We start from the raw sequence: 241 nt of genomic DNA on the forward strand, positions 1-241 counted from the left end.
GCAAAGAAAATGAACGAGATACAGCGTATAGAGTAGCTCTTCAAAATATTCTAGCCAAAAGCCGTGATGTTTTACTTGTTGGACCATATATAGAATTTCCAAACAAAGATGATAAGAAACTAAACCAATCGTTTAATGTATTTTTGGATAGCAACCGTTTTACAATAATTGATTACAACAAATACGAAATTGTAAGTAAAAGTATCTCTATTATTAGGAATGGAGTGCTACGAATAGATAG

Annotated in this window: 1 protein-coding gene; it reads left to right on the top strand. The window is 31.1% G+C overall.

Annotation, left to right across the window (positions count from 1 at the left end):
• On the top strand, positions 1-241 hold a 241-nt coding region (locus tag SB765_RS33150; protein ID WP_410932964.1), incomplete at both ends, for a hypothetical protein.

This window comes from Pseudomonas sp. SIMBA_067, from assembly GCF_046534675.1.
Lineage (GTDB): Bacteria > Pseudomonadota > Gammaproteobacteria > Pseudomonadales > Pseudomonadaceae > Aquipseudomonas > Aquipseudomonas putida.